Source organism: Pseudoalteromonas fenneropenaei (genome assembly GCF_042643375.1).
GTDB lineage: Bacteria > Pseudomonadota > Gammaproteobacteria > Enterobacterales > Alteromonadaceae > Pseudoalteromonas > Pseudoalteromonas fenneropenaei.
In genome coordinates, this window is the sequence record NZ_JBHRSD010000018.1 from 56,150 (window position 1) to 81,198 (window position 25,049).

A 25,049-nucleotide genomic window follows, 5' to 3' on the forward strand; every position below is an offset into this window, starting at 1 on the left:
CATGAGCGGGTTTTTTGTTTTTAAATCATCAATAAGTTTAACTGTTTTGTCCTTTAATCTCGCAATACAGACAACCTTTGTTATGAGGCTATTTACTGGTCATTTTAGAAAATTTCGTTTTGTATTGTTGTTGAGTTTGGTGGTATATTGAATTTGTGTAACTAATTTTTACTTATGATAATATCATGAGCTCGATGTTGCATGAAAGTTTCTAAAGTTTTTTAAATAGACATCATCACGCATGAATGAAGTAAATTTTCCACGGACTGTAAAGGCGATAAAATTTGGCGCTTGGGAATTAGATCCTAAGCGACAGGTTATATTTGATGGTGACATTGAGCGAGAACTAGAACCCCTGTTGTTTAAAATTCTGTGTTATTTACTAATTAACAATTCGAGAATTATTACCCGCCAAGATTTGGTTGATCATGTCTGGTGCCAAAATTATGTAGATGACAACGCCATCAATCGGGCTATGTCTGAACTTCGAAAAGTGCTTAAATCTGAGAATCAACCTGGTATCGTAGTAAAAACGCACTACAGAAAAGGTTATAGCCTCTTTTTAGACAGAGCAATCATCTACCACGACTCGAATGCTCAACCAAGTACTGATTGGCAAATAACACCCGCAATGCAAGCTCAAGCGCGGCAGTTCTCTCCACGCATTATTCTGATAGCTATCATTACGTTACTTGTTGTTACTATTACTGGCTATGTGTTTATAGCCGCTGGCAATAGCCGCCATGACAGGGTAGTCCCAACCAAGACAATTAATCCTGTCGCGAAAAAATATAATGAACAAATATTATCTTGGGTAGATGGTCAATACCTATTGCCGATATTGCATCCGCATGAGAAGTTTCTCGCGTTTGGGTTTAACTCGAGTAAAAGTAATGAATCTAGCCTCATCATCAGAGAAATAGAAACAGGTAAGGAGCAAAGAATATCAATCGCAGGGAAAGAGCTGGTCCCTGCGGGGTGGTCCGTTTCCACTACTTACCTTTATTTTAAGGTATCTAGCCAAGGCAAATGTGAGTTGTGGCGATTGAATTATGAAAATCTAACTTTGCCACACGAACATGTGATGGAGTGTGATAATCGACAATTCCTCGTGGGGGGTATTTCAGGCGACCAATTGGTCTATTCAAAATACGATTACCGAAAGCGAGATGAGTTATCTGCTCTGGTTATTCGTAATATTAAGACCGGCGAAGAATTCCAACTTACATCACCAAACTTAAATTCTCATGGGGATAAGTTTCTATTTTATGATGAGAAAAATCAGAAAGTATATTTCGAACGGGTACAATTTGAATTTTCCGAAGTGTTTGTTACCGATATTGAAGGAATGGAAGCGAAGAAGCTTTTTACGACCAGTAACAGAGTGTGGGCAATCAACTTGTTGGAGCACAACTTTGTAACCTGGTATGACAATCGAAAAGGCACATTCTCTCGATACGATTTAGAAAAAAATGAACAAGTTAACGGCATCAAACTGCTTAATGTTGAAACTTATTCCATTGCTTACCTCTTAAAAAATGGCGGTGTAATCTCCATTACTAACCCTTTTTCAAGTGAGACCTTTAAGTTAAACTTAACAACTCATCAACTCGAAACATACAAAGCAACAAATGATCATGTTTCTTTGTTGGCTATTTCCGACAGTGCAAAGTTTCTTTTGGATAAAAACCAATCACCGTTTAGATTAATTCGTGATTATGGACAGGAGACCCAGATCATAGAGCTGCCGTTTGATAATTTCAAAGATATCAAGATTTCAAAAGATGGTACGGAGGCTTTGCTGGTCAATGAACGTTCATTCGCCATATTTAATTTAGAGACGAAAATGATTGTGTCAGAGCATCGAGTCGACAATAAAATTAATTTTAGTACTTTTCTGAATAATAATCATGTTGGTTTAATATTAACTAAAGAGGGAAACTTAGCGAACTATGCTGTAGTATTTGATCCCAGCAAAGGTAAGTTAATATCTTTATCTTTTGATAATGCACAGTGGTTTGAACAAATTAGTGAAAATGATTTTCTTGTTTTTCCAATTAGAGGAGAGATGTATGAATTTAACATTGCAATTGGTAAGAAGAGAAGCTTTAAAACAAATGAAAGCCAATACAAACATAGTTTTAGCTTATACGGCAATAAGCTCTTCCATTCCGATGGGAAAACAGTTTACTTCGTTAAAATTGACGACCCACAACTTAACTATGAATCTCTTTTTGACTCTGAAGACAAGTTTATTGAAAATATAAACTATGTAGATAAGGACAACGCCCTGATATTAGAATTGATAGGTGTCAAACCTAATCTTCTTATTTATGCGAAGCCCACTTCCTAACATAAAGAACGATGACGCAAATTCCTCCCTCTCAAGATAGCCTAATCATATTATAAAGCACACACTTCGAACTTGTTGCGTAATTCCACAACCTAGTTAAAAAGGTTGGTACAAGGTTTTTTTGAAAAAAGAGATGATGAATTACCTTATCTAGTTCTTTCCATCTTGTAATTAATTAAATCTCTTTAAAAACAAGGTCTTAGCTTTGATTCTTACGTGTAATTATAAGGATTGATAATTACATTTTTTTACTGTTCCGGTTTAATTTTATGTCAATGCGAAAGCAGATTGTCGTGCAAATGAATTTGCTCAATTGGCATCTTAAACTTAGAAGGTAAATAAAAATGAATAAGCCAGTTCTTAACAAGAAATCACTAAAAGTATTGAACCACTCTAAGCAGTTACCAATGATGGTGACACACCATATCAATGGTGGAACATTATCCAATCAAGTACAGAATCAAGCGACTGTTTCCACCATATCAAAGCCAACAGGATTGCCTGAAAGTAACTAAGTAAAAGGAGCTTTTAGATATTCAAATGAAACTTTCTATGAGTCGAACTAAATTAATTTTATTTATATTTTTAATAATTTGCTTCTCTCTAAGTGCTTCATTATCTATATCGCCACAATCTGTCCAGTACATCTATGCTCCAGAAAATGGGAGCGATGTGAAGTATTATGTTTCGATAAGTCAGAAGGTTGATGTTGGCGATTGGTTGATTGGTTACAAGGACTCTTACGGAAATTTAAAGAATATATCTTCTAGTGTTGTCGGTACAACTTTGTCGAGAACCAAAGAGGATGGTGATTTGATAAAAGAGGGTGAGCTCCTATTAACCATTGGAGAGGCCAAAGTAAAAGGTGTCTTAATTATGAAAGATAGGGAAATTAAATTTAAATTCCATGATCCAGCATGGGTTTGCATTAACCGAGAGGCTGTAGAAGTTAAATTTATATCAGAAACTAATAGCGGATATATATTTGAATATTTGTCAGATTTTTTGAGTCAGAATGACGCTAATAAGTTAAAGATCGTATCTGACCCAAAAGGTTGTGATATATAAAGTTGCTTTCTCGCTTATTTTTCGCTTGAGGAAAAGTTTATGGATCTTTGTTTTGAAAATGGTTTTCTTGATAAGTCATATTTATCCAATAAATATCCTGATGGTGTAATCGTACCTAACAATCTTATTTCTTTATGTCTTGGTGTTTCTAATTGTAGCGAAATACCAGTTTTAATAAGTGGTGAAACAGGGACTGGTAAAGGCTTTTTGGTCAAATATATACACCAGCTCAGAAAGGAAAAAGAAGGCAGTGTGCCTTGTATTTCTATTAATTGTGCCTTGATTAATAACGATGTAGCAGATTCGATGATATTCGGTCATAAAAAAGGGGCATTCACTGGTGCGACAGAGGATTCAGATGGTGCCGTTGGAAAATCAGAAGGAGGAATCTTTTTTCTCGATGAAATCCATTGTTTGAATATTGAAACGCAAAAGAAACTTCTACGAGTTTTAGATGATGGTTCGTACACTCGAGTCGGAGAATCTCTCGAGCGAAAAGCCAATTTTCAATTAATTGTGGCGACTAATGTCGATCTTTCAAAGTTAGTCGTTGAAGGGAAATTTCTGCTGGATTTATTGATGAGAATTAAGGGGATAGATATTTTTCTTCCCCCACTTCGGCAACGCCTGGACGAACTCAGCGACTTGATTGCTTTGTATTTTGACAAACACAATCTGAAAATTCAGATCAGCGATTTCAATCAAATTGTTGAAAATTTCAGTACGCGTTTATGGCCCGGTAATGTGCGTCAGCTATACAGTGTTCTTGATTCAATGCGTTTTAAAGCCAGAGTTAATGATGATTTGTATTTTTGCAAATATATTCCGGGTCTGGATGAATCTCTCGATGGTTTTTTGATTGGAAACGAAAGCAAAGTAAATTCAACTGATTCACGCAGTGAAGAAATTGAAGAGATTATAAAGCACGTTTCCAGAGTGTGTGTTGAGCCCATCCATTTGGAATGGTTGACAGAAAGAATAGAAGCTATGTTAATTCGTTACACTATGAGTAGGTCTTCTTCAATCTTTGATGTAATGAATCATTTGGGTTTAAGTAGAGGCAAGCTTGATTTTAAAAGGCGTAAATATGATCTCATGTTTAGTTGTAACTCATTTGATGAAAAGTTGATTGGAAATAATAAAAGTAAATCAAGTTTGGTGAGGTATTAATGGATACATTTATTAAAAAGAAGAAACCAAGTATCTGGCAAAAATACAGGGTATATATTTCGTCAGGTTTGGTGCTGGTCGTACTCGGCGTTTTCTTCGTCACAAAAAGTCTTGCAACCGTTGGTTTCCATGTGGATAGGGATTCCATCGTTATTAGTAATGTAAAAAAGGGTGAGTTTAAAGCTTCCGTGAAAGGTCCCGGTATCTTGGCACCGAACAATGTCCGATGGTTGTCTTCCCGAGTTGATGGGCATGTTGAGCGAGTGCTTGTTAAGGCTGGCGACGCCGTAGTGGAAGGGCAGGCTTTACTTGAGCTTTCTAATCCGAAATTGGTACGTGAGCGCGAGGAAGCGCAGTGGGAATATGAAGCGCAAGAATCTGATATTAAAGCTCAACTTGCAGCTAATGAATCGCAATTACTTGATCAAAAGGCCATGACTTTGGAATCAAAAAGCGCCTATGACGCGGTCAAGTTGCGCTTTGATGCTGAAAGTGAGCTGCTTGAGAAAGGTAAAGGGGCCATTTCTCTCATTGACTATAAACGGACCAAGTTACAAATGGAGCAGTATAAGGAACGTTGGGAAATTGAAATTGTCCGTTTTGAAAAACTCAAAAAAGCTATCAAAGCGCAAAACGACGCCAATCAAGCGCGGCTGAATAAAATGGCAAATACGTTAGAAAAAGTACAACAGCAAGTGGCAGGTTTAACGCTTAGGGCAACTATGAATGCGGTTGTACAAGAAATTCCAAATAATGCGGGGCAAAAAGTTTCTGAAGGTGAACCTATCGCTAAGCTTGCAAAGCAAGATGAGTTATATGCTGTTTTATCTATTCCCGAAATTCAAATTGGTGCTGTGCAATTAGGTCAAAAAGTGACGATAGATACCCGAAACAATAAAATCGTTGGCTCGGTGCTACGCATTGACCCGTCTGTTCGTGATGGGGTTGTTAAAGTTGACGTACTTTTGAATGAGCAATTACCAAGTGACGCACGACCTGATCTGAGCATAGAAGGTGATATTGAAGTTGCCTACTTACCAAACGCTCTGAGTGTCGCAAGACCTACATTTTCGCAAAGTCACTCTATAACCAGTCTTTATAAAATTAATAAAGAAAGTCAAACCATTGAACGTGTTGTCGTTAAATTTGGCCAAGGTGCCAGCGATCGTATCCAAATTATTGACGGACTAGAAGAAGGGGATCAAATCGTTATCTCTGACACTTCATCCTGGGATAACCATCAAAACATTCGAATTAGGAGCTAACGATGGATAGCAAAACAATAATTAAAATAAACCAATTAAATAAAGTGTTTAGAACAGAAGAAGTTGAAACGTATGCGCTAAGAGATATCAGTTTTGCCATTACAGAAGGCGAATATGTATCAATTTCTGGCGCTTCAGGGTGTGGCAAGTCAACACTTTTGTCTATTTTAGGGTTGATGGATATTCCCGCGGGTGGTGAATATCATTTAGCGGGAAATAATGTCGTTGATCTTAACGATGATGAAAGAGCGATGATCCGTAATAGGCATATAGGTTTCATTTTCCAAGCCTTTAATCTGATAGGTGATTTAACTGTGGAAGAGAATGTGGAATTGCCACTGAGCTATCGTGATGATTTAACACGAGAGCAGCGGAAAAAAATGGCGCATGAAGCGTTAAGCAGAGTCAATATGGTACATCGAGCTCGCCACTACCCCTCCCAGTTGTCTGGTGGTCAGCAACAACGCGTTGCAATAGCCAGAGCGATAGCGGGTAACCCGACCATAATTCTGGCTGATGAGCCAACGGGTAACCTTGATTCGGAAAATACGGACATGGTGATGTCTTTATTGGATAAATTGCATACCGAAGGCGCGACTATTTGTATGGTAACGCACGACCCTCGCTCCGCGGAATGTGCAAAACGGATCATTATGCTGGCAGATGGGAAAATAGTCAGTGATAAGCCCATTGCTTTGCAACGTTCTGTAGCATAAGGAGGCAATATGGGCATTTATGACGATTTTAAGTATGCATTGAGACGTTTGTTTAAATCAAAGTTATTTACTTTGCTTACTGTCGCAGTTATCGCAATTGGGTTTGGATTATGTATTTATATGTATTCCTTTCTAAATACCATTTCATTTAAAGCATTGCCGTTTAAAGATGGCGAACGCATCGTCACCATTTCAGGTGTTATTTACGGTAATTATATTGCAAATCCAAGTATTTCTTTACATGATTTTGAAGAGATCCGTAAGAATACCAATTCGTTGCAGGAAATAGGTGCTTACAGCGAAGGTTACGTCAATGTCTCACAAGGTGAAGCAGTAAGACGCTTTAACGCATCATGGGTAGAACCAGAAGTTTTTGCTTTTACTCGTACTCAACCACTCAAAGGACGTAGTTTTACTTTCCAAGAAGTGAAGCAAGGTGCAGCACCTGTTGTGGTCATTAGTTACGCGATGTGGGTGAATCTATTTGCTCAATCAGAAGCGATTATTGGTCAAACGGTGCAAGTCGATGGACAAGTTGCCAGCATTATCGGTGTTATGCCTGAAGGTTATTCTTTCCCGCGTAATAGTCAAATTTGGCTGCCGTTAACACAATCCGCAGCCATGGTGAAACGTGGAGAGGGTCAACGCCTAGCGGGCTATGCACGAGTAAATGCAGATTCGACGGTTGCTCAAGCGAATGCGGAAGTAACGCAAATTATGAAACGCCAAGAACTTTCCTATCCGGAAACGAATTCTTATATGGGCGCATTTGTTGATAGTTTTCAAATATCCGCAATTGGCCAGGGTACGATGGATTTCATTTTGGCTATTGCTGGGGTTGTAGCGTTAACAATGTTGCTGTCTTTTATCAATATTGGCAATTTACTGTTTGCTCGGGCAAGCCAAGCGGCAAGAGAGACCGCAGTTAGAGTGGCCATCGGTGCGCCGAAACGTCGATTAATCAGCCTGATGGTATTTGAAAGTGGCATTCTTTGCTTCGCTGGGGCGTTGGTTGGTTTAGGACTTGCCGCAATTGGATTAATGCTAACCGGTCCTGCTACAGCAAATTTTACTGGTGACGTACCTTATTATTGGTGGCAATTTGGTATTGATGAAACAACATTTGTGGCTGTAATCATCCTCGTCATGATCGGTGTATTCTTTGCAGGTGTGTTGCCCGGAATGCGTGCGATGAAAACCGATTTCAATGCTATTTTACGAGATGGTGGGCGCAGTGGGGATAGTAAAAATGCCACGCGAGTCAGTGCCGTATTAGTCGTATCTGAAATTTTCCTGACTACCTCAATTTTAGTGATTGCCGCTTTATTGGGACTATCTACCTTGCAAGCGACGGTGACAAATTACGGTGCCAAAACAGAAGGGGCGTTAACCGCAAAAATCACTTTAGATCAGAGATCGCAAAACCAAAGGGACGCTCAGTGGCGATACTGGTCAGATTTGGCGTATAGTTTAGAGAATAACCCAACATTTGGTAAAACGGCATTGATGAGCAGTTTGCCTGGTGTGTGGGCATTTCAAAATGACTATATTGTAGAAGGAGAGGAATACGATGGAAGAAACTTTCCACGGGCTAATACTGTCATCGTATTTCCAAGCTCTCTTGCCAATCTAGATGTGAAGTTAGTTGCTGGACGATATTTTGGTGGCCAAGACCAGAAAGATACGCAACCAGTTGCTATAGTGACACAGTCATTTGCTGACAAACATTGGCCGCAGCAATCTGCACTGGGTAAACGATTTCATATTCGTACCCGAGAAGGAGGTGCTAACTGGCTCACTGTTGTTGGTGTCGTGCAGAATGTTATCCACGGTCAGCCGTATACTGCGAATGCGAAAGGCCCGACGCTATATTTGCCGTTAAGCCAAAATAGCAGCGCAGATATGATGCTTGCTGTTGAATATCAAGGGACTGAACAAGCGGCTAAACAGCAACTGCATCAAGTCGTCAGTAGATTAAACTCAGCTGTACCTGCATATCTTGTTAAACCTTATGAGCGTTTAATTGACCAAAATACCGCAGCCATTTCGTTTATCAGTAATATCTTTGTACTGTTTGGTTTAGTTGCCTTAGTGCTTGCTGCCAGTGGTATCTTTGGTGTTATGGCCAAAACAGTGGTTCAGAAAACCAAAGAGATTGGCATCCGACGGGCACTTGGCGCCACAAAACTAAATGTACGTAAGTTGTTTTTAGTAAGAGGGGGTAAGCAACTTATCATTGGTTTGATCTTGGGGTTGATCTGCGCCGTACCCTTAGTTGGTCCGATCAAATCCATTCTTGATACCAGCTCCTTTATTTTAGCAATGGTTTTTGTTGGTGTCCCGCTTGCCGTTTCTGCAGTTGTGCTAGGCGCAATTATCATTCCAACGCGTTCAGTGTTAGCAAAACAACCTTGCGATTCACTTCGAGCTGATTAAGTCACGATGGCAGAGTTACTCTGCCTTTTTTTTTGAGAATTACTATGAGTAGATGGAAATCATTGCATTTCTTTATTCATGATTATAATAAAATCAACGAATTATTATCTTTTTTGAATGCAAACTTAGCACCAGAAATTAAATCTGAATTGTTTTTTATTCGCTATTGGTTAGGAGGTCCGCATATCAGGATTCGCTTTAAAAACGAACAACATGAACCCGCTATTAGGAAGGCATTGGTCACCTATTGGGACAAAAACCACTTCATAAGCAGCTTGAATGCAGGTGAATATTATAAAAACTATCAACGTTACTTTGCAGCAGATGAGCAAATATGCTGGTATGAAAATGGTCATGTTGAAGAAATCGCTTATGAGCCTGAGCTGACTCGCTATGGCGGTGAAAACGGCATTGCACATTGCGAAGCATTCTTTTGTTGGGATACTCGTAACATATTGGATGCTTTAAATACTTGCTCAGGTAGGCTTGAGCAACTCCTTTTTGGCTACTGTCTGGTATTCCATGAGGTTGCCAAGGAACTTCAACTCGAGGCGAGTAAGTTGCTAAACTTAGAGGGTCTAAATGTTGAAAGTGAAGTTTCATTTGTCACTAATAAAGTCAGTGAAAAATATGTGCAGCATCGAACAATCTACCAAGGTTATGTTGGTCAGTATGAAGCTCAGCAATTATATCCACAACATTTGACGCCACTGAAAAACGAGCTCAATAAGCTAAGCAAATCGCTAAGCGGTATGGCTGGCAGCGAACTTATCGAAGTATTCAATAGTATCTTACATATGTCTTTCAATCGTGCTGGGATAGCGCCATTCAAAGAAGCAGTGATCCGTCACTTTTCATTTCTAGCACTAAATGATCAAGGAGAGGTTGATGCAATATTGGCAAGTTAAGATCTTTTACAACTCAAACGATGAGCAACTTTACGAACAATTGTTGGCCCCGTTGAGCAATGCGCTTGCAGTGAAAAATTATTTTGCTTGGACCGTGACACGCGATTGGAAATCTGGCCCACATTTCTTATTGACATTTTGTACCGAAAACTACTTTTTTAGTGAAGAAGTTAAAACGTTAACGTTGAAGGCTATCGTCGCATTTCTTTCTGAGTTTCCATCGAAACAGTATGATATTGATGGGTACAAACGCACTCATGCGATTCTAAGTAAAGTTGAAAATGTCACTATAGAGAGTGATCAACTCGCTGAAAACAATACGTTTCAACAGGGCTACATAAGTGAAATGGTGTTGGCTGAAAAACTCGAAAGCGTTTTACAGTTCAAGAGTATTTTTTCAATTCAGCAGGAACTCTCGCGTTTTATAATCAGAAATCGTGCAGATCGTAAGGTCAGTCTGGAAAAGCTGACATTTGAACTTTTAATGTTATTAGCAACATCGTACCCACCAGTCCCTTCAGTGGATGGGGTTTTCAAGGAATATTCTGGTTTTTTGTCCTATCACTCCAATTTTGTATTTTGGCATCACAGCCTAGAACAAACACAACAAGTCCAAATTATGGATAAAATAGAAACAGAATTTCAGGCCAAAAAAGCGCAATATGATAGTTGGCTGACTCAGTTAATTGACAAGCTTGGACAAGAAAATAGTCGGCAAAGTCAATTAAGTTCATTATTGATCCGGTACTTTCTCACTTATACCCAGATGGCTAAAGAAAAGGATATTCACTGCCGTTCACCTTATCCGCGAGAAAAACTGGCAAAAGTAGATCAAGTATCTGATTTTCATAAAACTTTCTTTTATGATCAGGATGGAAATGCGAGCGGGTTTCCCACAGAGTTTAGTGGCTATCGGTGGCTTTTGAACATTATTTATAAAATATTGCCCTTACTCAATGTGTCGCCGTTGGGAAGACAAGCATACAATTATCAACTGTCTAAACTGTATGAGCAAAATGACGGCAAAATTAATCAATTACGTCAGCAGATGTATCTGAACTATTAGTCATTTAGGCAAAGAAATTAAAGGCCTCCGCTCAGGTAATGCCACTCGCTTAAGAGCGAGTGGCATTATTATTATTTCTAGAACGTGCAGCATATTTCGCCGCTTTTCTTAATACCGCTCTTGGGTAAGGTTTCCTTTTCCTCTTTTCTGGTAGAATTAACCGTTTACCGTTATCTCGAAGCGTTTTCAGCGCCTTAGGTATTGCGCCCGGGGCGTCTCTGCGCTATCCGACCAATTAAATTCATCCTGTATCAGATAGAGCGCATTGACGAAGCTAATTCGTAACGGTTCCACTTTGTGTTGCTTTGCCATTTCAGCCATTTCTAGACGAATAATGTTGTATGACGTCAGTATTCCCCAAAGCTCTTGGTATATTCCATCACTCTTCAAGCTTCTCAACAACGGTTTGTTCACCAGTTGATATTGTTTGAGTTCACCATAACCACGTTCGATTTCCCAGGGTTGCCAGTAAACATCGACTAGCTCTTTTAACGCGTATTTCTCAGGGCACAAGCAAGACGTGATAAATCCTTTTATCTCACCTGTCGGTGACGGGAGCTGCACAAGCCTCGCTTTCCAAGTCTTCCTAAATGGGGTATTGCTCTTGTGCTTGAGGTGAAGTGGGCATTTCAATGAGATGGTCATAATCGCTGTAGGACTCCAGAATCTCATATCTAAATTTTGACTTAATTGGCGTGAGTCAATGGGTATTTTCACCGCTGCCTTGCCAGCTTGAGAAGAGTTCAGCGGACATAAAACCTCGGTCAAACAGGGTTAAAGATTTTTCTGGTGCTGAACCGACAAGTTGTTGTGCATAAGAGATTTCACTTTCTGTCACCGGCCCGAAAGCAGCATCAAAAACCAAATGAGTTCTAGTGGACATCAATGTGACAGCAAGTACTGAAGGAAATGACGCTGATTTTTGAGCATAGCCAAAGGCGCGATTACTTTCAGTATCATGAGTTTTGAAGTAAGTAACCTCAACGCTTATAAGTTTCAAGCCACAGCATTGCTCAAATTCACTTTGTTTATCCCATTGAGCTGCGGTGAGTTTGAATAAATAACGCATGGGTTCAACGCCCAGTTTTTCTTTGCTCTTGATATACTACTTGTCGCTAAAGGAGGGAGCTCGCCCTTGGAATCAGGAAACGCGAATTCCAGTCGGTCACAGACAGTTTGAATCGAACGGTCTCTTCGCAGAGCAATCCCTAACGCTGCAACTCTTTAGAGAATTCAGATATAAAAATCGGCCTCAACAATGTTGAGACCGATTATGAAGCCTGCCCAAGAGCGGTCAATTACTTAAAACGAGCGGCATTAAACTTGTGAACAGCCTTTTTTGGGAATAATTAGATGGCAGCAAAGGTGCCCAAAGATATCCTTGTGATGCAATAATGTAGCTGCTTTAATCAGCTACATTATTAATTGGCGGATAGCTGACAGGTCCGTGAATTAATTAAACACCACTTCACCATAACTTAAGGAGATCTGCCAATTTAAAGTCCCCTGATTTTGATATACGGCTTTTGCACCCAGCAATTTGCTACGGTTAATCGCCACATTCCCACGACGTGAACTAATCCCCCCCACACTGACAGAGGCTGTAATCTGTTGTAGCTCAGTTAACGAATGAGCCTCTGGTAGTTCGATTTGGCCTGCTTTTAAATACAGCGATAGCTCCGAGCGTGGCGAGACCAGCAAGGTGAAAATAGTCCCTTGGTAATCACCTTTGCCATGACAGTTTTTAATGTGATTTGCCTTGGTTTGTTTGCCTGTAGTGGTGATTTCTACTTCCGGTTCACAACTGCCAATCGCAGCGTAACTAAGGCGATGAGATTCTGCTATTGGTAAGTCGACGACTTTTACTACCACAGTCCCCTGATCTATATTGACCACAATAGCATCTGGATTTTCATTTGGCGTTGAGCTACATCCAGTAGACATTAAGATGCTGGAAATTAAAGTCATGCTTCTCTTTTTCATGGTCTGCTTCCGTAGCCAAATACCACTTTGCCAAAGCGATTGACACCTTGAAAAGTATGAGTGAGAAAGTTTTGCAAGTCGCCATTGATGACTGTTTTGTCAATGTCGACCTGAATTTTTCCTGCAGAGTAATCTTCAAGTGCATTTTTTAAATCAGCCGTAATACCTAAATTATTACCCACTAAACTGATGCTTTTTCTAATAATTAAACTAAACACTTCTGACATGGGTAAACCCTGACTTGTAAAAGAGTCACACTTGGAGGTGGCGGTTTGTTGTGCGACACCACAGGTGATGTAGCTGCCAAAACGGCGAATGTGACGAATGAGTTTACATAAATAGACATCAAAGAACGGGTCAATGATGTGATCAAAATACTTAATATTCTTGCTGGTCAAATAGTTCTTAAGTTGTTCATCAAACACCCCATTTTTGTTGATAAGACAAATGTGCTGCACGCCCATAGCAGAGAGGTGTTCAACCATGCTCGAATTGGTTGTCAATGCATGTACATGAACATTTCTATTCAGCAATGCCTTGATGGCAAACAGAGAGGTATTTGACGTGGCTGCGGTAATTAAAACATGCTCATTTTCTTTGGTGGGTAAACGATTCGCCATAGAGTAGGCAGTTTGGGCTCCGACACTAAATGCGGCAGCGACGGTATCAGACATTGTATGAGGGATGCTAATAAGTTTCTCTTGCGCAATAATTTGCAACTGAGAAGATGCTCGTTGAGTTGATAACCCTGGCTGTGCAATATGTAAGTCAACACAGCCGTTGCCGATAACACGATCACCAACTTTAAAATCGGTTACCGCAGGTCCAATGTCAATCACCTTGGCCACGAACTCCGAACCAAGTATGGTGAAGCCAATTTCTTGGCGTAATGCGGCTTTGACCATCCGTGACTTTTCTCGGTAATTGCATGAGAAAGCAGATACTTCAATGAATACACGAGTCGCATTGTTTGGATCGGTTTTATCAAATTGGATGTCTGGCTGATCGATTAACCCTATGTGAGTAACCGTATCTTCTACATTAAACGCCATGAATTGACCTGAATCGACTAACATAGAGCGTGTTTGTTCGTTACATGCAACTAAACATTTCATGCGAGTGCCTCCTCTTTCGTCGAGTGCTGTGATGGGGTGTTGGTTAGAGGTTGCCATTGCAGGCTAATTTTGTTTTTGCGGTATAAATAGTAAGCGCGACAGCCAAAGAAAGTCAGAATGTGAGCACCGCCTTCAGCAAGCGCGACATAAACTAACGAATCCCCAACAAAGTTCAGTACAAGGATTAACGGTAATAAATTAGCGATGTACATCGACCATATTGTTAACCACAATGTGCCTTTGGTATCTCCTAAGCCAATAATGGCGAATATGTAAGGGAAAGAAGCAATTAAGAAAGCCCAAGGGATTGCCGTGAAATAAACGTAGGTGCTGATATCCGCTATCGCTCTCGGGTCGCTCACAAACAGCTGGGCGAAATAAGACGAAAACAACATATAAGGTAATACAACGACCAAGCATGCTAGAAAGGTGTATCGAGTCATCCATTCGACACCTGTATCAATATTGTGGAGATTCTTGTTGCCGGCATTTTGCGCTGTAAAAGGAATTAAACTGCTGAGAACACCCAAGAAAATAGAGTGAAAGAAACCTGTCATGTATTGCGCAACAGTAACTGTCTCGAATACTCCTGGTTGAAAATATGACACAGCTAAGAAAAACAGGAAAAACGATAAAGAGAGTGACAGTGAATTGATTGTTTCAGCGCCTCCCAACTTGTACATCGCTTTCCATTGTTTGAAAACTGGTTTAGGGAAAAAGTCAATCGCGAGTTTAAACGGAAAAACTTGATGGCGTTTAACTAAATACAGCACCAGAACTAAACCAAGTGCGCGAGACAAAATTGTAGATAGAGCTGCCATTTGCAGTAAATCTAAGTTGTGCGCTTGACCATATAGAATAAATATGGGGGTAAGTGCGAGGTTAAAGAAAAACGTCGCGACTCGGAATTTAATAATTACCGATAAGTTACCGCTCATTTTTGCGATGAGACCTGAATAAATGTACAGCAAGATGATTGGATAGCCATACCAAAATATATCGAGGTAGCGTACCGTTTGTGATTGAATCATCTCTTCAACGCCAAACATGGCCACAATAGAATCACCAAACCATAGGCCACAGCCACCCACAAAAAGACCAATTAACAAAGCAATACCAAAGCCATAATTGATTAAGTGTTGTGCCGCTTTAAAGTCCTTATTGCCATACGCTTGATTGGCATAAATATAAACTGCTGAGAGCGTACCCGCTAACACGGCTTCTAATAGGCCTACGACAGTGAAAGATAATTTCAATGATGTGGGTAATTGTTGCAGTTCAGACATGGCTAAAAGCCACGACAAATCAACAAATACAGCTAAATAATCCAAAATGGAAAGCAGTAGCATGGGAATTGAAAAGCGGATGAGGTTCTTTCTTACATCTGCTGAAGTGAAATCGACTTGGCTCATACGTGATCCTTATGAATTTGTTCAAATATTATTTCGGAGGCGTAACGATGCTCCCCATCGACGACAAAGTTATCGGTGTGGTCTGGAAGCATTTCTTCAATCGAGATGTAATCAAACTCCGATTTAAGAACGCGGGTGATCGGTCTCGCTAAAACGGCAGAGGCAAAATCAATAAATAGCGGTTTTTTCGCGTTAGAAATATCCCTGTCTAACACTTTGCTTTTAACATGCCTTCTGATAAACACACGATGTGGAATACCTTGGGCAATGCGCCATTGATTAAGCCGTAAAAAGTAAGCGATAGGATCTTCATTTGATAACGGTAGTGGTAAATTTTCTTTAGCAAGCCACCACTGTTTGCGCGAAACTACAAGGTCTTTGTACATCACGCGGGGGATTTTGATGCAGTTAGAATCTTGTGAGCTGACTACCAAGTTGAAAATGCCAAAACGCGTTGCGAAGTAACAAGGATCATTACTCATTGAGAAACGCATAATGAGTTCAAGTAACTTTGGATAAAGCTGTGAAATAAAGAGTGCTGTATGGTGAATTTGTAGTGGTGCTTCGCCGCCTACTTTATATAGCATGGGCTGCGATTGTTCGGCTCCCCAGCGAAGTTCAAGGTCTTTTAATTGCAAATCGGACGGTAATTTTGCGTCAAAATCGTCTAACCAAATGCGGTTGTGACAAAGGCGAGGTCTGTGAGCGGTATTAAAGCCAAATGTATCGTATATGTCATACGCTTCAGCGAGTTTGTCTGCATAAGCAGAGGTACAAGCGGTTAATATTTCAGGGTTGTCAGAAAAAGTAAAGAAACGTGAAAAAACCCTTAGATAACCACTGTCAGTGCAATTCAAAACAAATTTGTCTCCAATCACATGGCCATACGCGGAAAAAGGATGTTCACTCGACTGAGGCGATTTATCATCTAAATAGAAAACGTCTTGGCCGCGATGTTGCCAAATTTGTTCAAAGAACGATAACAATTTTTCGGCATTGCTAGACTTTTGTGTATCTTGACCTGCATTTTTAATGACGTGTGTTGCAATGTCATAAAACTCAAAGATTGAGTAACTTAAATTTGGGTTGATATTCGAGCGTAATAAGTTGAATACATTGCTGGATATACCTGTGTCGTAATTCCCGCCAACATAAGTCGTGATAAATTCGTTCACTTGTTGCCCTAATGACGCGATTTTTTCCGTTTCTACGTCAGATATGGTGGGATGGAATGTGTCGTGATAAACCAGTCCACCGGTTTTTATGGTTTGATAACCGACCGACGTTGCAAGTACATTAATTTCATCATTAATATTTTGCACAATGTGGGCCATGGACAAGTGCGTAGCTGATGTCAGTTGTTGCTTTAGGGTCAGAATTTTACGCAGTGATTCCCATGGGCCATGCAAAGAAGGTGCTATGCTGACTAGCGGAGCCAAAATCGCTTCTAGCTCGGCAATGATATCCGGCGATTGGTCATTGAGTTTTGGTCTATATAGTAAGATGCCAGCATCAAGCCATTGGTCAATGACGTTATCGGTGACTGCACCAGGAGAGGTACTGTCAATTATACGTTCAATCGAACGCCAAGTATGATTATCTGTAAGGAACGACTGTGGAAGCTGAGCCTTAACCATTGAGGTTCGATAAGGATAAACTTCTTTTCTATCCATAAATGTATAAAAAACAGCATGTTGTTCATTGGAGATATGATTGGCCGAGAATTTAAAGCTAAACAGGTGTTTATGTAGCTTGATGATACGCTCGTAGACTTTTAAAAAGACAGAGCGATCGAAGCTGAATTTGTCGTTGATATCTGATGTTCTTGCCAAACTGCCCGATACAGTATTAGATAGTTTTGAAAAGCCGATAGAAGTAAATGATGAAAATGGACTTACTTTTGTTATCGCTCTATTTAAATATTTGATAATCGTATCTTCATCATTTAATTGCTTTTTATTAGTTGGTTCGGCGTAAGATTGGTATCTTTCTAGGGCACCACTAATATCGCCGCGGGTAAAGGAAATGCCTTTTTGGAATTGCTCGTTGCGAGCATATTTTCTAATTTCTTGCCGTGAGGATGATTTTGATTTCTCGAACAGATCAACGAGTTGATCTTTCTTTTCCATCACCCGAGCAACGAGCAAAAACCATTTTTCTAAACCAGGGTCGAGATCTTTAAGGTCGATATATTGCGCATAGATTTTATCTATGTCTTTATTTGAAAATATTTTTCTTTTTAAAGCAATAAGTCTATTGCGATGGATATCATCAGAGCTCGCAACGCTAAAAATGCGGTCGCAAGTTTCATCTTTTAGATTTTTTATACTGGACTCGAGTTCATTGATATCAACAATAAGTTGGTTTATTTCTGTTGAGCTCATGATTGGGTCTAAAGCATTTAATGCGACATTGTTCGAACGCACAACAATATATGGAAGTGTCATCTTAATACTCCAAGTGTTTCTGAACCGCGATTCTTACCTATTAGCAAACCGTAATAAGCTGTTTTGTTTTGTTCTTTATTGCTTAGCATGTGATCAATCGAAAATTGATCGTAGCTTCTAAATGGTCGGCCAAATAAATTTTGGCCTGTCAGATGGTTTATGATTTTTTGACTAATAAAGCCAAGTGCTGAATTTAACGCTATGAGTTCAGATTGGTTGGCATTAAATGCGTACTTTTCAACACATATAAATAAAATGATTGGGATGAACTTAAATGAAAAATTGTGGTAGTTGAAGTTGTCTTCACAAACGGCAATGTAGTTTCCAGCTTGTGTCTTAATAAACTGATTTTGATGGTGTTCATACAAGCCAGCTTCATAGTCACTGGTTTTAGCAAAGCACGCTTTGAGAGAGATTTTATCGACCAATGCAGGGCAAAAGACCGTTTTTGCACTGAGCAGTGCTGCGGAGATAACCTGACTTAAGTTGCTCACAAACTCTCTCGAAATATGCACTTGGCTCGGAAATAAACCATAATTAAAACGGCCTGAATTTCTGAAACGAAATTGCGATATGAGTGATGACAACGGGCGAAGCTGAACGCTCTGGTCAGTATCGGTTATCTCACAGGATATTTCATTACTCTTGTTATTGAAGCTGACGTTTAAACCATGGGTCGCTGCTATTTCCGAAAAGCTACCAATAAAGTGTCCGATTTCAAGCGCATAAAGAGACTTTCTAAATAAGTTATAAAGTTCATTATATTTTGTAAAATCGGTTTTAATGACGACGTGACATGTATTGTTTAAGTCATGTTGAGTTACCACGCGCTCTTCTAAAACCAGTAATTTCCAATTAACCAAATCAAGTTGGAAAGTACGGCTGTATTGATCATCCACTAAATGAATTACAAAACTCAAAGGATAATAAGAGCGTGGTGAGGGGTAAGCCGCATGAAATCCATATGGACTCTTTGGTGTCAGTGTAAAGGGAAAGTGCGTATGAAATAAACTCGCTAAGACACGCTGCAGCAAGTCTGACTTTGGTTGGCTCCCTGTGATACAGCGTTTGAATAAGTCGGAAAGATCCCGCTGTTCAATCGCCGGCAAGAACCTAACTTGTTGTTCTTGCTCCCATAAATCTAATGGCCATTGTTGTTTGCGTGCACTTTCTGGAAATAGATAGCGAAATGCAAATTCATTTATCGCTAAAGCATTGTCAATACAATTAGTCATGGCGGTTATCCTAAAGGATGCAATGTTGGGTAGCGGTCAACTGCTACATTTTTGATCCATGGCTTAACTAAATGTGCCTTCAATACTCTATTTTCAGAAACAAAGATTGGCACATCACCAAAGACCAAATTAATCAGTGTCGGTAGGTAGGCACGAACACAATACAGGCCCAAACTCGCGATATGATCTGGGGTGTTTTCACAAAGAATTAACTGGTAATCCAAAGATTTTAGGCGCATGACCATAGCGTCGAAGGTACGTTGTACGCCGGACATTGGAATGGGATAACTATCAACGAATTTGAGGTAGGACAGTGAACTTGGGTTGTCAAAGAGAAATGACAATTGAGGTAAGTTTTCTTTGTATCCATAGTAAAAATATTGAGCATCTCTTGCTGCTTGTTTGCGTTCTGATTCTACGGTTTTTAAGTCATAGCCTTTGGTAAAGAAATTGCGTGCGCATACGGTAACGAGGGAGTTAGCCTCTGCAAGGGCGTTTTCTAAGGCGTCACCAGCATCAAAGTGACAGGCGGCCGTCACAAATGCGGCTAAGGTGTCGGCATTTTTGCCGAGTAACACCACAAGCACAGTGGGTAATTCAATGTCAGTCGAAATATCAAAACAGCACACCTCATAACCGCGCATATTAAGTAATAACTCAAGTTCTCTGATCCGGCTCGGTACGTCACTTTGCAAATCGATTCGCTTTGGCGCTGATTTTGTATACCAGGTCAAGAGTAATGCATCGCGTTCAACCACTTCTAACATTGCAAACAATGCTGCTTCTTCAACCGTATTGCCTAATGCACAGCCATTACTGTTAAGGTTATAGGTAAAAACTTGCTCATAATTCACCATGTAGCTGACTAATTGTGCAGGTATTAGCTTTTCTTCACCTGAAACCGGTAGTGTTACTTTTAGCCAAGGAATGGCTGTGTTGGGGCAAAAATTGGGAAACAACTCGGGATCTCGTTGTTCCAGCACACCAAACACTTCTTCCGGTGTTAATGCTTGTGCTGCAATATCGTTGTAAGGAGCATGTACAGCATCTGAGGGGATATGTTTTCCCGCATTGCGTTCTAAATATTCGTATATCGCCCCTCGAAGCATTTCTTGTCGATTACTGCCTCGGCCAATGCCTAACAGGTTATTATGAGGGTTAAAGCAAGAACACAACCCTGCTTTGGCATCAAAATTCAACAGCAGATTTTGAACTGAATCCGGGCCATATGCTCTTTCCATCATGGCGGCTTTTAGATTATGCTCTCTAAATACGGAGCTTTTAGACGGCACGCCAAGCCCAGCACCAGACGATAGGGACGTTTTGGCCGGAAAATACTTTCTTTGAAAGCTGCTATTTAAATAAATGTATAACTGCCCTGGCTGTAATCCATTGTTTGCGATTTGGCTACGTAAAGTTGCAAGAAGTTGATCTAATTGCAACTGTAAAACAGTATTCCACTGCCAGCGGCGCTCAAATGTTGGGAACACTTCAAATGAATCAGAAAGTTCTCTGATTATTTGAAAGTTCTCAGCAACACTGTTTGAAAATGGCAAAATAGCTAACACAGTGGGTGTAATTAGCACATATAAAGGCGCTGCAATAGGTGTATCGAAACTAGTAAGCACAGCAATTGGGATAGCACTACTTTTATTATGATTATCGATATGGTTATGCAGCTTGATGAGTTTTTGCATCAGCAATTTCCTCATTAAACAGAGATGTTTTGTGGGGTAAGATCAACACCGATTCTTGAATTAAATCATTACGACGCGATAGCCAAATTTGTAAGTATAATTTGAGCATAATACGTTCAACATCCATCTCAGTGACGGTGTTATAAATGGGGAGAATCACAGCGCAATTTTTTACTTGAGCTTTTATCCAAAGGTTTTTCTGACAAGACAAGACAGAAATTTGCGTACTGTCGCCGTAAGTCGCTTGAATACAGAAATCAACGTATTCAGCTTTTTTACTCCAAACGGAGGTGAGCATTTCTTCACTGTCATTGTGAGGAACTAAATTCGCGGTTGCCAATTGGTTCTTGAAATACTCATAGTGAGTTCTTACTTTGGCAGCTTGCTGTTGACGTTGATCGAACTTAAACCACACCCCTTGTTTGATAAGCAAACTTTCCATTATGTCTTGAAGACATTCGTTTTCGTCAAAGCCAATACCGAAGAGTTGGGTTTTAAACTCGACATCGTCATACATGTATGAAAAATTAACGGACTTAATATTGATGTAGCTCGCAGGATGGCTTACAGCCGATAAATTTTGTAATGGAAAAAGTGGTTGGTTTAGAAAATCTTCCAAGGCACTAAAAGCATCAAACAAACATGGATCCGAAGCGGCTATTTCCGATGTCCTTGTCATGATCACTTGGCGAGATTGTTTTAAATGTCCAAAAGCTTCGAGATCATAGTGTACATAGTGCCCATTCTTGATAGCACAAACATCAGTAATGTGATCAAAAGCACACGTCGCAAACGTTGCACCAGCGACCAAATTACACATTGGAGAAACTATTTGATCTGGGTTTGGGGATAAATTGCAGTAGTGTTTGTGAAGATGGTTAGCCACAAACAAATGCTTACCATTTTGATAGCCTTGTAACAGTGAGGCTTGGGCTAAGTCAGACTGTTTTTCGACGAATTCATAGAGTGTTTTGTCGAAGTGTTGCTGTAAATGTAAAACTCGACCATATTTTGAAAACAAAATTGAATCAAAAGAATCATATATAGCTATCTGTGCATCGACACATGTTTTACTGTCGTTAAATGCATCGACCATTTCAGTATGAGCGTACTCAGGAAATTGATCTGTAGTAACGACATCCAGTGCGCGTATCCCCAGATTAGCTAAGCTTTTTATACAGCTAAAAAGACTGTGTCCGTCTCCAACAAGTAAATAATGTGGTTCGGCAAAGGTGTTGTAACCAATTATTGGATCAGGTAGAAATTGCGCTAAATAACGGCCGAGCTCGGACAGCTCTTTATGCGTATGAAAAAAAGAGTTTTTTACTTCGAATGCGAGGTTCTTTGAGAGCAAAAATGCGTGAAATTGGCGCACCGAATCATGAAAGAGCGAGGGGATTTGCGCTATCACTTCTGCAAAAGTCCGTTCGCCATCAGTTAAGTCTATGTAATTAAATAAGCAATCCGCGACATTGGCGGGTACTTTAAGAATATAATTTTGCCCTTGGCGCTGGATGCGTATCCTCCCAGGACCTGACTTAACGAAAATATCGGGTCTAATCTGAAAAATTTTACTTTCCATGGTATTTCCTAGTAAAGTAGGTCGTTGTATAAAAGTGCCGATAAGTTTTTGCACAACGTTACCGGCATTTTGTTATTGCTAGGACTAACTTTCATTCTTCATTCGGGGTGCTTAGTTAGCCTAGTATGCGCACTTAGTTTTTTTGAGCACGTTGAACCATAAGAAATGGTGCATGAAGCGCCTATTTCTTCTAGAGCAGTTGCTTCAATGATTTCCAAAGCTTAAGTTTGCGCAGTTCTATTTTTGTTATCAGACATTCCCTAAATAGAGAATTAATTAACTTGCAGGTTTTGCTTTGAACATGTTGAACCCGCAGAAATTGTGCTAGATGCGCCCATTTCCTCTAGTGCAGTGGCTTCATTAGTTTCGATTACTTCAAATACTTCAGGTTGTTTTACGTCAGACATTGTTGACTCCTTATTAAGTGATTAAATTAGTTAACTTGAACCGTTTGTTGTGAACACGTTGAACCAGCAGAAATTGTGCTAGATGCGCCCATTTCCTCTAGTGCAGTGGCTTCATTAGTTTCGATTACTTCAAATACTTCAGGTTGTTTTACGTCAGACATTGTTGACTCCTTGTTAAGCGGTTAAATTAGTTAGCTTGAATCGTTTGTTGTGAACACGTTGAACCTGCACCGATGGTGCTAGATGCGCCCATTTCTTCGATCGCTGTAGCTTCAGACGTTTCAATGATTTCAAAAGCTTGTACAGTTTCCATTGCATCAGCATTGATAGAGTTATGATTTGCCATGATTGACCTTTTACTTTTTTGTTAATATCTAGGGTTTTGTTGCGTGATTTTTATTTTCACGCTGAACAATTGTTATCAAAAGTTATGCCAAAATTAATAAAAATTATTTTTAATTTAAAATCAATGGCTTGAGCTATTTGCGGGGGAGGCCATGATTGCAAAGAAAGTAATAATTCTGCTTTTTGGAGAGCGAATTATTGCTGGTGAAGAATCACGACGGCAGTAACATAAAAATTAAGCGAAAGTTTTAATCCCAATTGATTATTAAAGTGCTTACGTAACGATGATAATTTGCATAAAATGACCATCATTTACGAAAGAATGCCAGTATCATTAACTGGCTGAACAGGACAGGATGCTGATTCATGGCCCTTACTACAGTGATTTTAGCCGCGGGTAAAGGTACCCGTATGCGCTCTAAGTTACCTAAAGTTTTACACTCAGTTGCAGCTCGCCCCATGGTTCAGCATGTAATTGATAATGCTAAAGAACTTGGTTCTAGGGAGATAAACTTAGTTTACGGACACGGCCGTGAGCAATTACAAGCAGCCCTAGCGCACAACCAAGTAAACTGGGTTTTACAAGAAGAACAACTAGGAACAGGCCACGCTGTGGCGGTTGCTAAAGAGCACATCCTAGATGATGACACTGTGCTGGTGTTATATGGCGATGTTCCTTTAACCAAAAAATCAACTTTAGAACGCTTGTTGGCAGTGACGCCAGCCAATGGTTTGGCGGTGCTGACTGTGGTGCTGGATAACCCTATGGGTTATGGCAGAATGCTGCGTGAAGATGGTAAATTGGTGGGCATAGTGGAGCAAAAAGACGCCACTCCTGAGCAGTTAACCATCAAAGAGATCAACACCGGAATTATGGCGGCCAATGGCAGATTGCTGAAGAAGTGGTTAGGCCAGCTTTCTAACAATAATGCCCAAGGCGAATATTACCTCACGGATATCGTGGCGATGGCACATGCCGAAGGTGTTGAAATTAACTCAGCCCATCCAGATCATCCCATGGAAGTTGAAGGCGCTAACAATCGTGTGCAACTGGCTGCTTTAGAGCGTGCTTACCAAGCTTGGCAGGCAGAGCGCTTAATGCTTAATGGCGCCACCTTAGCTGATCCGAGTCGAGTCGATGTGCGCGGTAATGTGACCACCGGTGAGGATGTGTTGATTGATATCAATGTTATTTTTGAGGGTGACGTTGAGCTTGGCAACGATGTTGAGATAGGTCCAAACTGCGTGCTGAAAAATTGTAAAATCGGCGATGGGGCAATTATTAAAGCCAATACCTTAATTGAAGATGCGATAGTGGGCGCTAAGTGCACGTTAGGCCCTTTTGCGCGCTTGCGTCCAGGTTCAGTGATGGAAGATGACTCGCACGTCGGCAACTTTGTTGAAATGAAAAAAACCCATTTAGGCAAAGGCTCGAAAGCGAACCACTTAACTTATCTAGGTGATGCGCTAATAGGTGAAAAAGTTAATATCGGGGCCGGGACTATTACTTGTAACTATGACGGGGTGAACAAATCGAAAACCATTATCGGTGATAATGCTTTTGTCGGTTCCAACTCGTCGTTGGTGGCGCCAGTTGAAATTGGTGCGATGGCCACCATCGGTGCTGGCAGTGTGATCACCAGCAAAGTGGACGATAACCAACTCGCCGTAGCGCGCGGTAAACAGCGCAACTTAGATGGCTGGCAAAGGCCGAGCAAGAAAAACTAAGAAAAGAGGCCAAGCGCCTCTTTTTAACTTTTATTACCTGAATCAGCGCCATATGAAATTCCTTTCGCTGAGATAAGGTGTTAAATTAGTTGTTGCATAATAAAAATTATTTAACA

Annotated in this window: 22 protein-coding genes; 10 read left to right on the forward strand and 12 right to left on the reverse strand. The window is 40.2% G+C overall.

Annotated elements, in window-relative coordinates; all coding sequences use genetic code 11:
• The first annotated feature begins 241 nt into the window (after nucleotides 1–241).
• The 9 genes from ACFOEE_RS12035 (at nucleotide 242) to ACFOEE_RS12075 (ending at nucleotide 10,982) form a co-directional block, all read left to right on the forward strand.
• Complete coding sequence (locus ACFOEE_RS12035; RefSeq protein WP_377124545.1) at nucleotides 242–2,353, forward strand: winged helix-turn-helix domain-containing protein; 2,112 nt, start codon at nucleotides 242–244, stop codon at nucleotides 2,351–2,353.
• Nucleotides 2,354–2,697: 344 nt separating this feature from the next.
• Nucleotides 2,698–2,868, forward strand: coding sequence for a hypothetical protein (locus tag ACFOEE_RS12040; RefSeq protein ID WP_377124547.1), 171 nt, complete (start codon nucleotides 2,698–2,700; stop codon nucleotides 2,866–2,868).
• 37 nt (nucleotides 2,869–2,905) lie between these two features.
• On the forward strand, nucleotides 2,906–3,421 hold the full coding sequence (locus ACFOEE_RS12045; RefSeq protein WP_377124549.1) for a hypothetical protein: 516 nt from the start codon (nucleotides 2,906–2,908) through the stop codon (nucleotides 3,419–3,421).
• 39 nt (nucleotides 3,422–3,460) lie between these two features.
• Entirely contained in the window at nucleotides 3,461–4,591 is a 1,131-nt protein-coding gene (locus ACFOEE_RS12050) for a sigma-54-dependent transcriptional regulator (protein WP_377124551.1), read from the forward strand.
• Nucleotides 4,591–5,856, forward strand: a complete 1,266-nt coding sequence (locus ACFOEE_RS12055) for an efflux RND transporter periplasmic adaptor subunit (protein ID WP_377124553.1) — start codon at nucleotides 4,591–4,593, stop codon at nucleotides 5,854–5,856. The genes ACFOEE_RS12050 and ACFOEE_RS12055 overlap by 1 nt, the downstream gene beginning before the upstream one ends.
• Nucleotides 5,857–5,858: 2 nt before the next feature.
• The gene (locus tag ACFOEE_RS12060; RefSeq protein WP_377124555.1) at nucleotides 5,859–6,572 is read left to right on the forward strand and encodes an ABC transporter ATP-binding protein; all 714 of its coding nucleotides are present in this window, start codon (nucleotides 5,859–5,861) and stop codon (nucleotides 6,570–6,572) included.
• Between the two features lie 9 nt (nucleotides 6,573–6,581).
• Entirely contained in the window at nucleotides 6,582–9,008 is a 2,427-nt protein-coding gene (locus ACFOEE_RS12065) for an ABC transporter permease (protein ID WP_377124557.1), read from the forward strand.
• Nucleotides 9,009–9,052: 44 nt separating this feature from the next.
• On the forward strand, nucleotides 9,053–9,916 hold the full coding sequence (locus ACFOEE_RS12070; RefSeq protein WP_377124559.1) for a thiopeptide-type bacteriocin biosynthesis protein: 864 nt from the start codon (nucleotides 9,053–9,055) through the stop codon (nucleotides 9,914–9,916).
• A complete protein-coding gene (locus ACFOEE_RS12075; RefSeq protein WP_377124561.1) occupies nucleotides 9,897–10,982 on the forward strand; it encodes a hypothetical protein in 1,086 nt (361 codons plus the stop codon). Before ACFOEE_RS12070 ends, ACFOEE_RS12075 begins: the two co-directional genes overlap by 20 nt.
• A 186-nt stretch (nucleotides 10,983–11,168) precedes the next feature.
• Here the strand turns inward: ACFOEE_RS12075 and ACFOEE_RS12080 are convergent, their stop codons facing one another.
• The 12 genes from ACFOEE_RS12080 to ACFOEE_RS12135 all read right to left on the reverse strand — a co-directional run bounded on the left by ACFOEE_RS12080 (nucleotide 11,169) and on the right by ACFOEE_RS12135 (nucleotide 23,206).
• Nucleotides 11,169–11,546 (reverse strand): hypothetical protein, encoded by a 378-nt coding sequence (locus ACFOEE_RS12080; protein WP_377124563.1) that lies wholly within the window; start codon nucleotides 11,544–11,546, stop codon nucleotides 11,169–11,171.
• Between the two features lie 136 nt (nucleotides 11,547–11,682).
• Nucleotides 11,683–12,051, reverse strand: coding sequence for a transposase (locus ACFOEE_RS12085; protein ID WP_377124565.1), 369 nt, complete (start codon nucleotides 12,049–12,051; stop codon nucleotides 11,683–11,685).
• 383 nt (nucleotides 12,052–12,434) lie between these two features.
• Nucleotides 12,435–12,965 carry a hypothetical protein gene (locus ACFOEE_RS12090; RefSeq protein ID WP_377124567.1) on the reverse strand — a complete coding sequence of 177 codons (531 nt, stop codon included), beginning with the start codon at nucleotides 12,963–12,965 and terminating at the stop codon, nucleotides 12,435–12,437.
• Entirely contained in the window at nucleotides 12,962–14,080 is a 1,119-nt protein-coding gene (locus ACFOEE_RS12095; RefSeq protein WP_377124569.1) for an alcohol dehydrogenase catalytic domain-containing protein, read from the reverse strand. The genes ACFOEE_RS12090 and ACFOEE_RS12095 overlap by 4 nt, the downstream gene beginning before the upstream one ends.
• A complete protein-coding gene (locus tag ACFOEE_RS12100; RefSeq protein ID WP_377124571.1) occupies nucleotides 14,077–15,492 on the reverse strand; it encodes an MATE family efflux transporter in 1,416 nt (471 codons plus the stop codon). The genes ACFOEE_RS12095 and ACFOEE_RS12100 overlap by 4 nt, the downstream gene beginning before the upstream one ends.
• Nucleotides 15,489–17,939: a hypothetical protein gene (locus ACFOEE_RS12105; protein WP_377124573.1), complete on the reverse strand. Its 2,451-nt coding sequence runs from the start codon at nucleotides 17,937–17,939 to the stop codon at nucleotides 15,489–15,491. The genes ACFOEE_RS12100 and ACFOEE_RS12105 overlap by 4 nt, the downstream gene beginning before the upstream one ends.
• Nucleotides 17,936–19,174: a hypothetical protein gene (locus ACFOEE_RS12110; RefSeq protein ID WP_377124575.1), complete on the reverse strand. Its 1,239-nt coding sequence runs from the start codon at nucleotides 19,172–19,174 to the stop codon at nucleotides 17,936–17,938. The genes ACFOEE_RS12105 and ACFOEE_RS12110 overlap by 4 nt, the downstream gene beginning before the upstream one ends.
• Nucleotides 19,175–19,179: 5 nt before the next feature.
• Nucleotides 19,180–20,871, reverse strand: coding sequence for a YcaO-like family protein (locus ACFOEE_RS12115; RefSeq protein WP_377124577.1), 1,692 nt, complete (start codon nucleotides 20,869–20,871; stop codon nucleotides 19,180–19,182).
• Nucleotides 20,846–22,453 carry a hypothetical protein gene (locus tag ACFOEE_RS12120; RefSeq protein WP_377124579.1) on the reverse strand — a complete coding sequence of 536 codons (1,608 nt, stop codon included), beginning with the start codon at nucleotides 22,451–22,453 and terminating at the stop codon, nucleotides 20,846–20,848. The genes ACFOEE_RS12115 and ACFOEE_RS12120 overlap by 26 nt, the downstream gene beginning before the upstream one ends.
• Before the next feature lie 272 nt (nucleotides 22,454–22,725).
• Nucleotides 22,726–22,860, reverse strand: coding sequence for a thiopeptide-type bacteriocin (locus ACFOEE_RS12125; RefSeq protein ID WP_377124581.1), 135 nt, complete (start codon nucleotides 22,858–22,860; stop codon nucleotides 22,726–22,728).
• A gap of 26 nt (nucleotides 22,861–22,886) precedes the next feature.
• Nucleotides 22,887–23,021: a thiopeptide-type bacteriocin gene (locus tag ACFOEE_RS12130; RefSeq protein WP_377124583.1), complete on the reverse strand. Its 135-nt coding sequence runs from the start codon at nucleotides 23,019–23,021 to the stop codon at nucleotides 22,887–22,889.
• Nucleotides 23,022–23,047: 26 nt separating this feature from the next.
• Nucleotides 23,048–23,206 carry a thiopeptide-type bacteriocin gene (locus ACFOEE_RS12135; RefSeq protein WP_377124585.1) on the reverse strand — a complete coding sequence of 53 codons (159 nt, stop codon included), beginning with the start codon at nucleotides 23,204–23,206 and terminating at the stop codon, nucleotides 23,048–23,050.
• A gap of 365 nt (nucleotides 23,207–23,571) precedes the next feature.
• Here ACFOEE_RS12135 and glmU point away from each other — a divergent pair, with 365 nt between their 5' ends.
• Complete coding sequence (gene glmU, locus ACFOEE_RS12140; protein WP_377124587.1) at nucleotides 23,572–24,933, forward strand: bifunctional UDP-N-acetylglucosamine diphosphorylase/glucosamine-1-phosphate N-acetyltransferase GlmU; 1,362 nt, start codon at nucleotides 23,572–23,574, stop codon at nucleotides 24,931–24,933.
• The last annotated feature ends 116 nt before the right edge of the window (nucleotides 24,934–25,049 follow it).

Bases quoted from the DNA above. Each gene is read 5' to 3' on its own strand.
- ACFOEE_RS12035 (WP_377124545.1), top strand. From the start codon at position 242: ATGAATGAAGTAAATTTTCCACGGACTGTAAAGGCGATAAAATTTGGC.
- ACFOEE_RS12040 (WP_377124547.1), top strand. From the start codon at position 2,698: ATGAATAAGCCAGTTCTTAACAAGAAATCACTAAAAGTATTGAACCAC.
- ACFOEE_RS12045 (WP_377124549.1), top strand. From the start codon at position 2,906: ATGAGTCGAACTAAATTAATTTTATTTATATTTTTAATAATTTGCTTC.
- ACFOEE_RS12050 (WP_377124551.1), top strand. From the start codon at position 3,461: ATGGATCTTTGTTTTGAAAATGGTTTTCTTGATAAGTCATATTTATCC.
- ACFOEE_RS12055 (WP_377124553.1), top strand. From the start codon at position 4,591: ATGGATACATTTATTAAAAAGAAGAAACCAAGTATCTGGCAAAAATAC.
- ACFOEE_RS12060 (WP_377124555.1), top strand. From the start codon at position 5,859: ATGGATAGCAAAACAATAATTAAAATAAACCAATTAAATAAAGTGTTT.
- ACFOEE_RS12065 (WP_377124557.1), top strand. From the start codon at position 6,582: ATGGGCATTTATGACGATTTTAAGTATGCATTGAGACGTTTGTTTAAA.
- ACFOEE_RS12070 (WP_377124559.1), top strand. From the start codon at position 9,053: ATGAGTAGATGGAAATCATTGCATTTCTTTATTCATGATTATAATAAA.
- ACFOEE_RS12075 (WP_377124561.1), top strand. From the start codon at position 9,897: ATGCAATATTGGCAAGTTAAGATCTTTTACAACTCAAACGATGAGCAA.
- ACFOEE_RS12085 (WP_377124565.1), bottom strand. From the start codon at position 12,051: ATGCGTTATTTATTCAAACTCACCGCAGCTCAATGGGATAAACAAAGT.
- ACFOEE_RS12090 (WP_377124567.1), bottom strand. From the start codon at position 12,965: ATGAAAAAGAGAAGCATGACTTTAATTTCCAGCATCTTAATGTCTACT.
- ACFOEE_RS12095 (WP_377124569.1), bottom strand. From the start codon at position 14,080: ATGAAATGTTTAGTTGCATGTAACGAACAAACACGCTCTATGTTAGTC.
- ACFOEE_RS12100 (WP_377124571.1), bottom strand. From the start codon at position 15,492: ATGAGCCAAGTCGATTTCACTTCAGCAGATGTAAGAAAGAACCTCATC.
- ACFOEE_RS12105 (WP_377124573.1), bottom strand. From the start codon at position 17,939: ATGACACTTCCATATATTGTTGTGCGTTCGAACAATGTCGCATTAAAT.
- ACFOEE_RS12110 (WP_377124575.1), bottom strand. From the start codon at position 19,174: ATGACTAATTGTATTGACAATGCTTTAGCGATAAATGAATTTGCATTT.
- ACFOEE_RS12115 (WP_377124577.1), bottom strand. From the start codon at position 20,871: ATGCAAAAACTCATCAAGCTGCATAACCATATCGATAATCATAATAAA.
- ACFOEE_RS12120 (WP_377124579.1), bottom strand. From the start codon at position 22,453: ATGGAAAGTAAAATTTTTCAGATTAGACCCGATATTTTCGTTAAGTCA.
- ACFOEE_RS12125 (WP_377124581.1), bottom strand. From the start codon at position 22,860: ATGTCTGACGTAAAACAACCTGAAGTATTTGAAGTAATCGAAACTAAT.
- ACFOEE_RS12130 (WP_377124583.1), bottom strand. From the start codon at position 23,021: ATGTCTGACGTAAAACAACCTGAAGTATTTGAAGTAATCGAAACTAAT.
- ACFOEE_RS12135 (WP_377124585.1), bottom strand. From the start codon at position 23,206: ATGGCAAATCATAACTCTATCAATGCTGATGCAATGGAAACTGTACAA.
- glmU (WP_377124587.1), top strand. From the start codon at position 23,572: ATGGCCCTTACTACAGTGATTTTAGCCGCGGGTAAAGGTACCCGTATG.